The sequence below is a fragment of the Xenorhabdus sp. PB61.4 genome (genome assembly GCF_963894935.1).
GTDB classification, from domain to species: Bacteria; Pseudomonadota; Gammaproteobacteria; order Enterobacterales; family Enterobacteriaceae; genus Xenorhabdus; species Xenorhabdus stockiae.
In genome coordinates, this window is record NZ_CAWQJR010000026.1 from 1 (window position 1) to 10,922 (window position 10,922).

Annotated in this window: 8 protein-coding genes; 2 read left to right on the top strand and 6 right to left on the bottom strand. The window is 40.5% G+C overall.

Going from position 1 to position 10,922, the window contains the following annotated elements; translation table 11 throughout:
• Nucleotides 1–2,782 (top strand): alpha/beta fold hydrolase (locus AACX68_RS02590; RefSeq protein ID WP_228860510.1); only part of this gene is annotated, 2,782 nt, incomplete at its 5' end.
• Nucleotides 2,731–4,470, top strand: a complete 1,740-nt coding sequence (locus tag AACX68_RS02595; RefSeq protein ID WP_228860511.1) for a cyclic peptide export ABC transporter — start codon at nt 2,731–2,733, stop codon at nt 4,468–4,470. The genes AACX68_RS02590 and AACX68_RS02595, both read left to right, overlap by 52 nt.
• On the opposite strand, the gene AACX68_RS02600 is transcribed toward AACX68_RS02595, so the two are convergent.
• Genes AACX68_RS02600 through AACX68_RS02625 form a run of 6 tightly spaced genes read right to left on the bottom strand, consistent with a single transcriptional unit; the run spans nt 4,448 to nt 10,811 of the window.
• Nucleotides 4,448–4,852, bottom strand: a complete 405-nt coding sequence (locus AACX68_RS02600) for an ASCH domain-containing protein (RefSeq protein ID WP_169926568.1) — start codon at nt 4,850–4,852, stop codon at nt 4,448–4,450. The two genes, AACX68_RS02595 and AACX68_RS02600, sit on opposite strands and share 23 nt — an antisense overlap.
• A 58-nt stretch (nt 4,853–4,910) precedes the next feature.
• Nucleotides 4,911–5,843 carry a phytoene/squalene synthase family protein gene (locus AACX68_RS02605; RefSeq protein ID WP_228860512.1) on the bottom strand — a complete coding sequence of 311 codons (933 nt, stop codon included), beginning with the start codon at nt 5,841–5,843 and terminating at the stop codon, nt 4,911–4,913.
• A complete protein-coding gene (locus AACX68_RS02610; RefSeq protein ID WP_228860516.1) occupies nt 5,843–7,321 on the bottom strand; it encodes a phytoene desaturase in 1,479 nt (492 codons plus the stop codon). Before AACX68_RS02610 ends, AACX68_RS02605 begins: the two co-directional genes overlap by 1 nt.
• A complete protein-coding gene (crtY, locus tag AACX68_RS02615; RefSeq protein ID WP_228860513.1) occupies nt 7,314–8,489 on the bottom strand; it encodes a lycopene beta-cyclase CrtY in 1,176 nt (391 codons plus the stop codon). The genes AACX68_RS02610 and crtY overlap by 8 nt, the downstream gene beginning before the upstream one ends.
• 36 nt (nt 8,490–8,525) lie before the next feature.
• Nucleotides 8,526–9,404: a polyprenyl synthetase family protein gene (locus tag AACX68_RS02620; RefSeq protein ID WP_228860514.1), complete on the bottom strand. Its 879-nt coding sequence runs from the start codon at nt 9,402–9,404 to the stop codon at nt 8,526–8,528.
• 45 nt (nt 9,405–9,449) lie between these two features.
• Nucleotides 9,450–10,811: a carotenoid oxygenase family protein gene (locus tag AACX68_RS02625; RefSeq protein ID WP_228860515.1), complete on the bottom strand. Its 1,362-nt coding sequence runs from the start codon at nt 10,809–10,811 to the stop codon at nt 9,450–9,452.
• Nucleotides 10,812–10,922: the final 111 nt, after the last annotated feature.

A 10,922-nucleotide genomic window follows, 5' to 3' on the forward strand; every position in this document is an offset into this window, starting at 1 on the left:
CGTATTACTTAACCCTGAACGTTTCCGTGACGAATTAATCAGCAGTGAAGTCACGGCAATGTTGTTAACGGTGGGACTGTTCAACGCTTATCTGGAAATACTCTCTCCCCTATTCAGGCAATTACGCTATCTGCTTGTCGGTGGAGAAGTGCTCAATCCGAAAAAAATACAACAGGTACAATTATCTGAATCCCGGCCAACCCATCTGATTAATGCTTATGGTCCGACGGAAACCACCACAATAGCCACCACTTATGCAATAACATCGGCTGTTAATGCTGCATATACCATTCCAATCGGACGCCCCATTGCTAACACCCAAATCTATATTCTTGACTCTTCTGGCCAACCTACTCCGCTTGGGGTGGTGGGCGAAATCTATATCGGTGGCGCCGGTGTAGCCCGGGGTTATCTGAACCGGCCTGAACTTACGCGGGCGCGTTTCCTGCCGGATCGGTTCTCTGCCGAAGCGGATGCCCGGCTGTATAAAACCGGTGACCTTGGTCGCTGGTTGCCGGATGGTAATATTGAATATCTTGGTCGTAATGATTTTCAGGTTAAATTACGTGGTTTCCGCATTGAACTGGATGAAATCGAGTCGCGCCTGAATCAATACCCGGGGATTAACGAATCCATTGTTATCGCACGTGAAGACATTCCCGGGGACAAGCGTTTGGTCGCTTACGTGCAAACTCAGCCGGATATTGAACTGATGCCAACCAAACTGCGGCAGTATCTCACTCAGCATCTGGCAGACTATATGCTACCCAGTGCATTTGTCATGTTAGATACTTTCCCGCTGACGCCCAACGGTAAACTTGACCGCAAGGCGCTGCCGGCACCGGACTTATCCGCTGTGATCACTCGGGATTATGAAGCACCGACAGGTGACGTGGAAATTGCACTGGCACAAATCTGGCAGGAGTTACTGGGCGTGGAACGGGTCGGTCGTTATGACCATTTCTTTGAGCTGGGTGGTCATTCGCTTATCGCGGTGCGGTTAATTAACTGTATGAGCAAGCAAGGTATGGCGGTATCACTGGCAACATTATTCTCTTACCCGATATTATGTGATCTGGCTCAGGCGATTAATAGCCAGTCAGCTAAACCAAGCTCTCCTCTTGATGCCAATCCGGTGCCTTTAAGCCCTGAAGGTCATTTACCGCCATTATTCCTGATACACGAAACCACGGGTGATCCGCTGGTGTATTCGCGACTGGCAACTTTACTGCCAGCCGAACTGCCTGTTTATACATTGCAGGCTATTGGCCTACACACAGTAGAAAATCCACCAGCTTCTATTGAGGAACTTGCCACTTACCATATTGATGCTATTCGCCGGATCCAGCCTCATGGCCCTTATCGTCTGGCGGGCTGGTCCATCGGAGGAACCATCGCTTACGAGATAGCTCTGCAATTGGTTAGCGATGGCGAAAAAATCGATTACCTTGGCATGATCGATTCTTACAACTTAGATTCTTATAATTTCGATTCTTACAATTTCAGTGATCATGAAACAGACAGACAGAAAGATATCAATCTGTTTATCCAGTCTCTGCATAATTACAGAGAGCAACCTGATGGAGATGATTTGGATAATCTTTATCATTTCCGCGATTGTGAAGCTTTGCAATGGTTGCCTGCGGACGTTAAAAAAGAGGATATTCTCTTCCGTTTGAATACACAGGAACTGATCCTGCAACTGAGTAAAAAATATATTATTTCTGCTTCCTCATTACCCATTCATCTCTATACCTGCGATGATTTAACGGACGGATTCGACTGTTGGCATGGCTGGCACGATATTGTTGGTGAACATTCTGAACGTCACCCTATTGGCGGAGGGCATTACACCATCATGCAGCCACCCTGGATAGACCATCTGGCCGATTCAATGACTGAGCATTTATTACCGGCGTCTTACTCACCGCACATCATTATTCAACATGGAGATGACTCTGTTTTACCACTTTTCTGTATTCCCGGCGCAGGTGCCAGTGTTTCCAGTTTTATTGAGCTGGCATTAGCCCTTCCCCCACAGTTGCCTGTCCACGCTTTGCAGGCTCGTGGCCTGATAAATACAGATCTTCCACCTTATATGAGTGTGGAAGGTACAGCCCGTGCTTACATTAAGGCAATTCGTCAGGCGCAGCCTCATGGCCCCTATTATCTGCTCGGGCACTCTTACGGCGGCTGGCTTGCTTTTGAAATAGCATTACAATTACAAAAGCAAGGGGAAGAGATTGCGGCTCTTACTCTTATTGATTCCGATGGGCCTGAACCACAGGAGAGCACTTCAAAAAACAGCCCTCCTAAGGTTATCGACCGGATTGAAACGTTAATGAGTCTGATTGATATCTACAACATGATGCTAACTCAGCCATTAACGCTGACAAGGCAGGATTTCGAGAATCTGACTGAAGACGAACAGATCCTTCTCTTACTTCGGGCTTTGGTCGATGTAGAGCTATTCCCGGAAAATACAGAAACATCGCTGTTACAGGGTATCGTTCAGGTTATGCAGGCCAACCTGAATTCACACTATACCCCCCAAAACTGCTATAACGGCCCCGTTTATCTGATTAATGCCCAGGAGGAGAATATTGATGAAATAGCTACTCGAGAAAATATCTGGCGTCAGTATATGACTCAGTTAAATACTGAGATCGTGCCCGGTAATCACATGACTATGCTATCCAATCCTCAGGTTAAACAGCTGGCGACTTTGCTGTGGAAAATTCTGCGGGAAAAATTAATGACCGAGATACCGGAGCAGAAATGATGACGCCAACCATGAAACAACCGGCTCACCGGATTTTGTTCTCACTTTTACATCGTTCACGTTGGATACTGCTCATTGCCATTTTAGCCAGTATCGTTAATGGCATTTCCAACGTTTTCCTCATCACGTTGGTTAACAGGATAGTCACCACGTCTGGCAATAGTTATCACTTACTCGCCGTATATTTCTGTATTATTGCGGTGCTGGCTATTGTCAGTCATGTAATGAGCGGGGTGATTTTCGCCAGACTCAGCCAGAATACCATCGCAAGGATGCGTGAGTTTATCTCTGAGCGTATTACCCATGCTCCTTTTCGCCAGATAGAAATACTGGGCGCTTCCCGTGCCCAGTCTGTCATCACCGATGATACAACCAATGTTTCACTGTTGTTTTTCACCCTACCCAATATTGTGACGCAGAGTTCCATTATACTGGGTTGCCTGAGTTATCTGGCTTGGCTGTCATGGCCAGTGTTTTTTCTTGTGTTAACGGTGATAGTGATTGGCTCACTTGGTTATGCTATCGGTGGAACCAGCGCGCTCGCATCACTAAAAGCAGCAGGTAAGTCACAAGATCGCCTGTTCAATCATTTCAATGCCTTATTTACCGGAGCGAAAGAGCTAAAGTTACATTTTTCACGCGCTCAGGCGTTCTTCACCCATTTACTTGGTCGTGAAATTGGTGCGGTTAGACAGCATCGTATCCGTGCTTTCAGTGTTTATGCCTTTGGTGCCGGCTGGATGTATCTTCTATTTTATATATTTCTCGGGCTGGTTATTTTCGCCCCGGCGGTAATACCGGGACTGAAAGTCACTACAATCGCAGGTTACGTGATTGTCTTTCTGTTTATATTGATGCCGCTGGATAGTCTGCTGAACAGTGTTCCATCACTGAATGCGGCTCGCGTATCGCTGAACCGCATCGGTTATGTTCTGTCTGAACTGACTGAGCAGGATCACTTGGACGAACAGGTTTCTGCCAGCGAATTTGGTGAGGCGAATTTACTGCAACTGTCAGGCATTACACACAGCTATTATCGTGAGAAAGAAGACGATATGTTTCAGCTTGGTCCAATCGATATGACGCTTAAACGCGGAGAAATCACTTTTCTGATTGGAGGTAACGGCAGTGGGAAAACGACACTGGCCAAACTGTTAAGCGGGCTGTATGCACCGGAAAGCGGCACAATTACTGTTGACGGAAACTTGATTACTGATAGTAACAGAGCTAACTATCGCCAGCTGTTCTCCGCCATTTTCTCGGATTTTCATCTCTTCGAAACACTGATAGGTTTGACTGATACAGATTCAGTACTGGATGCACAAGCGAACGCCCTGCTCGCTAAATTACATTTGGAGCACAAGGTTAAAATTCAGGATGGTTGTTTTTCAACTCGTGAGCTTTCACAAGGGCAACGGAAACGCCTCGCTTTAGTGGTTGCTTATTTGGAAGATCGGCCATTCTATCTGTTCGATGAGTGGGCCGCTGATCAGGACCCACTATTTAAGATTGTATTTTATCAGGAACTATTGCCTGAATTGGCGGCACGCGGTAAAGCTGTACTGGCGATTACTCATGACGACCGTTTTTTCCATTTAGCCGATCATTGTATCAAGCTGGAAAATGGTCAGCTGACCGGGCAGACACCTGATATACACAATGGCGTTACAGAGCATCAATCACTTTGAATTCGATGACAACAACTTCCATGTCCGGTGAAAATGAGCCTTCACGTTCAAAGAAACATTGATGTTCCTGTTGCCAGTGCTTCACCGAACGATCTCCCTCGCCTTCTTTCCAGGCGAGTTCAGTTGTCATTTCTGAGAATTTTATAAGGTGTAGGGCCATCACTCTGACAACACAGGCTGGTGTATCTTTGCTGTTCAATACAATGTATTCATTACCAATTAAAATACTGCTGCCACACTGTTTATAGGAGGAAAATGAACAGCTGGTTGCAGTTTTAATTTCTTTGGAGACTAATTCAGCAAGAACGTCCTGTAGTTCAGGAGAATCACCAAACTTCCAGTGTTCTGCTGCCGGATATTTGTTTTTGACCATATTCATCATTTTATGAGATTCCATCGTTACAACTATTATGTGACAACTACTATTAGCGGCAATATTTTCACTTAGGTCTTTGCCATAAGGAAGAAGACCTGGGAACTATATTTGTGTTACGTAAACTTAAAGCCAAAATACCACCAGAAAAAAGTAAAGACAGCTTTTCTAAATGAGAAGTATGTTGGCGATAATCCCACGCCTCTTCTCCTGCCCGCTGCACTTTTACTCCAATTTTATGGTAACACTTATATGCGCTGGCTATTGCCCACGCAGAGCGAATTGGTAAATAACGTAGCCCCATTAATGCTGAAGCATAATATGATTCCGCCACAGTAAGAATTCGATTTGCAACATGGGATAACGCTATACGGTTTTCCCTTGCTGTCAGTGATGTCATTGTCGGTTCTAAACCTTCTTGTTCAAGCCAATCAAGGGGAAGATAACAACGACCCATTTTTACATCGTCGATTATATCACGAGCTATATTTGTTAATTGGAATGCAATTCCGAGATCACAGGCTCTATCTAATACTAAAGGCTCTTTAACTCCCATAATTCTGGCCATCATCAATCCAACAACACCTGCCACATGGTAGCAATAATCTAAAGTATCATTAAGACTTTTATACTTTACTCTCCGAACATCCATAGCAAATCCCTCTAGATGTTCAAGAGCCTGAGATAACGGAATTTGGTGTTTAGTGACAACTTCTTGGAGTGCAGAAAATGCAGGTACTTCCATCGGAAGACCCAGATAAACGTCATTAGTCATTTTTTTTAGAAAATTAAGTTTATTAATTTTATTTTCCAGTTGATTAGTTAAACATTGCCCCCCAAAATCCTGACTATCAATAACATCATCACAATACCTGCACCAGGTATATAACATTAACGTACTTCTACGCGTATCATTATTAAATAGGCGAGAAGCTGCATCAAAACTCTTTGAGCCAGATGACATACATTGTTCAGCATGAAGAAATAGCTCAAAATTCATTAAGATAAATCCTCTATCATTAAATCCGCAGTGATTTTAGCCGAGGCTAAAACTCCAGGAATACCTGCTCCGGGGTGAGTTCCTGCACCAACAATATATAAATTTTTAATATCACTATCGCGATTATGAGGGCGAAACCAAGCACTTTGTAATAATAATGGCGCTATGGAGAAAGCAGAACCGTGATAAGCATTAAGCTCGTCCCGAAAATCAAATGGAGTAAAAATCTTATGAGTAACTAATTGATCGCGTAACCCCGGAATATAATATTTTTCCAGATAAGAGAATATACGATCACGTAAACGAGGACCTTCTTCAAGCCAATTGATTTGAGCATTTCCCAGATGAGGAACAGGAGCCAGAACATAATAACTTGCACACCCGGGTGGTGCTAAAGTCGGGTCTGTGACAGAAGGTGAATGGAGATAAAGAGAAAAATCACCAGGAATGCTATTCCCTTTAAAAATATCATCCAGTAATTCTTTATATCTATTACCAAAGCAAATAGTGTGATGAGCTAACTGGCTGTGTAACTTATTCAAACCAAAATAAATAACAAATAGAGAATTACTCATCTTTTTTTCTTTCAATGAGTCGGAACGTCTCTTACCCACACGATGCTTGCCTAATAACTTTTCATAAGTATGGATAACATCTGCATTTGAAGCCGCTGCTTTACAATATATTTCACGCTGATCATTTAATTTTATAGCAGTTATCCGATTATTATTCGTGATAAAACTTTCGACTTGAGTATCCAATTTACATACCCCGCCTATATCAATGAATAATTTAACTAATGCGTTAACTAATGCTCCTGTTCCACCACGAGGAAACCAAACACCACCTTCTCTTTCCAAAGTATGAATCAGCGTGTAGATAGATGATGTTGTAAAAGGATTCCCACCAATAAGAAGAGAATGAAATGAGAAAGCCTGCCGCAGATGCTCGTTTTTTATATGTTTCGAAACAATACCATAAACACTCTTCCATGCAGATAACCGTACCAACGAAGGCATTGCACAAACCATACTCCTGAAAGACAAGAAAGGAGACGTGCCATATTTTAAATAACCCGTTTTAAAAACAGCCTTAGAATAACGAATAAATTCACGATATCCCTGCACATCATCTGGATTAAACCTAGCTATTTGTTTCTCTAATTTATCTTGATCGCCACCATAATCAAATATCTCTCCCGACTGCCACTGCAAGCGATAAAAAGGACTAATGGGTAATAATTCTATATAGTCAGACATTTTCTTGCCAGCGAGTAAAAATAATTCTTCAATAGCAGAAGGATCAGTAATTACTGTTGGTCCCGCATCAAATGTAAACCCCTTATCCTGATAAACGTATGCCCTTCCGCCAGGCTTATCCCTTTTATCTAGAAGCAATGTGGGTATATTAGCTGCTTGTAATCTTATCGCTAAGGCGATACCGCCAAATCCTGAACCAATAACCGGAATTCTATTCATGATGATAATTTTTAAGTTTTGGATGTCGTTTAATAATGGCACTAATAGCACTCGCCAACGGAATTGGTGGTTTTCCTAGCAAGATGCGTATTTTGTCAATAAGCGTTGTTTTTCCGGAGTAAAAACGGCTAATTAATTCTGGCGATAATTTATAAAAACGTTGCATTATTACCCATCGATTATTTTGTTCGCCAGCTAAGAAAAACATCCGATTTAGCATACGGAAAAAGCGCTGCCTCTTCCATTGAGCATTTGAATATTCTTTTAAAGTTAAAAACAAATTTATATGATCAAATACCGGTGAATTAGCAATGATATCCGCTAATCTGACAGCATGTTGTAATGTATAGCCTGTAGTCGGATGTGATAATATCGCTCTCATACCACTTACAGGCTGGCCCTCCAAACTCTGCCAGAATTTCAGATTATCTCCCATCAATGTAATAGGTAAACATCCGCATTCTTCTCGAACTAAAGAACGTAATCTCCAACCCTGCTGATTTGCATATTCAGCAATTTCCGACGTTAACATCGATTTATCACGTAATTTATCATCAACGTAATACGTATTTTCTATTAATAAACGGGTAGGAGAAAATGGTAAAACATAAATAAAATGATACCCTTCATTTTGTTTAACTGTCGCATCCATTAGAATTGGCTGAGTTAACCCATGAGGAGCATCTAACTCCCATTCTTGCCCAAGAAAAGCTTGCTTTCCATAGACAATATTTAAATTATCACTCCATCCCCGCCCGTCAATCACTGCATTTGCGGTCAGTATTATACCATTATTTAGTGTGACGTTATTTGGAGTTATACTTTTTACATGTTCGTTAGTTCTGATAAAACCTTTAAGTAATGAGTTCAATGTATATGAGAACTTTTCTGACGTAATACTAAAATATGGATGTGATAATATGCGTTTATATGAAGGAAATACCACATCATATCCTGACCAGCGATGCGCTATTAATGGTGATATCCATTCATGCTCAGCTTTTGTTAAATCGTCTTGATGAAATGACCAGGTATGATTCCCGCCAATATCACTGGATTCTTCAATTAATAGAACACGCAAATTTGGCTGACATTGTTTAAGGCGCATAGCAATGAGACCATTAGCTAACCCTCCTCCAACAAGTATCAGGTCCCACGAAATATCCATTCCTGCTACCACCTATAAAAAAATGAAAATCTAATCCTACCTCAAAGAGCTATTAAACCATTTTATAATAAACTGTCTTGATAAACATTTCTCACCATAAAGCTGACTTAATTGATTATCAACCATCTCTATATGACTATGTAATTTATTCATTACTCCCTCACTGCCTAACAGAGAAGTTAATGTATACTTATTTGAATCTTGATTTATATCCTTTCCTGAGTCTTTAAACCCGTCTCTTAAATCATCTATGATTTGAAATGATTGCCCCAATTCCTTAGAGGTAAGCATAAGCTGATCATAGTCATTATTCTGATTATAATCAGTTAATGATGACAAAGAAAAAACAACCTCAAACAATGCCCCAGTCTTCAACTGATTTATTTCTGATATTTTCTCATATTCATATAATGCTAACTTATTTTGGTTTAGATCATAATACTGCCCTTGAACTAATCCTCCCAAACCTGTAGCCTTAGCTAGTATCGAGACTGCATTAGATTTTATATCATCAGGAAATACTGTTTCAGTAATTAATTTAAAAGCAAGACTTAATAGGCCAACTGCCGACAATATGGCTACACTTTCTCCATATTGTCGATGAGTAGTTGGTCGATTACGTCTGACTTTTGCATTATCCATACACGGAAGATCATCTAAAATGAGTGACGCCGCATGTATAATCTCAATGGAGGAGGCTAACTGTAAATAATTTATATTTAGATAATCTCTGCCACTATCTTTCACGAGAAAGAGAAATAATATAGGGCGAAACCGTTTTCCGGAATATATTAATGCATCACGCATTGCCTTACTAATTTCACCAGAACTTTCATCATATGGGATGACTGACTCTAAATGCTCCTGTAATTTTTTTGTTAACTCAGAGTGAGTATTGTCGAAGTTTAGTTCCATATTAACCCTCTAACCAAATACATTTTTTTAATATCTCAAAACACATCACAGCATTACTTCATTAATCCAATAGTGATGAAGCCCCATTGGTATATGGTGTGGCAGTCTTAACTTACAAACAAGCATGAGAGTCTCAGCATCTAATATCACTATTTCTGTTCTATGAATTTCAGCCCTGTATACCTTCAATATTAGCCAGCCATCATCTTCGTTAATTGAATTTTTTTTAGCAACAAAAACAGGCTCTTCAGGCACAGAGTCTTTAAAATCATAATATATCGTTTTCATCTCATATAAATCTAATTTCACAATGGATTTTTTTGAGAATGCATTTTTTCCTTCGCCAAAACATACAAACCAAATATACCTGTTTTTTTCGCCATAATAATCAGGATTAACTATTGGATAGTCCACTGAACCATTAAATAAAGGCTCTTTTATTACACACTTTGAAGAAGGGTTTAATATAAATCTGAACAGATATGCTCTATTATCCGAAAACATATCCTCCTTAAATGTTGGAAACTTATCCCAAATCGGTGCATCAAAAATAATCATCCCATCAGAGTCTTCAAATCCATTTGCAAAATGGAATATTAACCCTGGTGGTGCATCATAGAATGATGCTGACGATCCATCTCGGGCAACCAGAAGTACTTCGCTCTCAACCTCTTTATTTGAGGATATATCACTTATCAAACTTGTTTTCCCAAATATATTCCTAAAATTCAATTTAACATGCACAGAGCTCAAAAAGAAAGCATAGTAATTTTTTGTCACAAAAAAATCATGAACTAAATACCTACGCTTGAGCTTTATTTTATTTTTTATAGTTAAATTCAATCCACTATCAACCATATATATTAATAGTGTCGTCTGAATTCCATAGTTAACGCCAAAACTATATAAATTATCATCGCCACATAGTTTTTTAGGGTGTGCGGAAAAAGGAAGTTCTTTTATATTTAACCTAAGATGTGCGCGTTCCCACCATTTTATCGAATAAGAAAAATCAAATTTAGATATTGTCTCAAGTGTTTTAGGATTGATTTTATGAGGAAAACCTCCTTCCCATAAAGCCAGAAGATGACCGCCATGATATACGACATTAGTATTCGCCGGATTCTTGATGCTGAAAAACCTATTTTTAAAGGTTATCCCATCAGGAACCGTACCAATAGAACGATACAAAAATTTCCCTTTTTTCTCTTCTGCTAAATATTGCTCTGTCAAAATATGTCTATTTAGATAATGCACGCCATTCTTGCTGAATGTAACTTTGCAAATCATTCCATCACCATCAAACGGATGGTTATACCATTGCTCACCACGATTTAAACGCCCCGGACCTATCCGGTAAAAAGTACCAACAAGATCTTTTGGGACACATCCTTCTATTGGTAACAAATATAGCAGAATCATATTAATATGACATAATAGCTGGATTCATATGACAAAGGATAAAGTGCGATGGGCTACAGTCTGGATTTTCGAAAGAGAGTACTGGCATATAAAGAC

Bases quoted from the DNA above. Each gene is read 5' to 3' on its own strand.
- AACX68_RS02600 (WP_169926568.1), bottom strand. From the start codon at position 4,852: ATGATGAATATGGTCAAAAACAAATATCCGGCAGCAGAACACTGGAAG.
- AACX68_RS02605 (WP_228860512.1), bottom strand. From the start codon at position 5,843: ATGAATTTTGAGCTATTTCTTCATGCTGAACAATGTATGTCATCTGGC.
- AACX68_RS02610 (WP_228860516.1), bottom strand. From the start codon at position 7,321: ATGAATAGAATTCCGGTTATTGGTTCAGGATTTGGCGGTATCGCCTTA.
- crtY (WP_228860513.1), bottom strand. From the start codon at position 8,489: ATGGATATTTCGTGGGACCTGATACTTGTTGGAGGAGGGTTAGCTAAT.
- AACX68_RS02620 (WP_228860514.1), bottom strand. From the start codon at position 9,404: ATGGAACTAAACTTCGACAATACTCACTCTGAGTTAACAAAAAAATTA.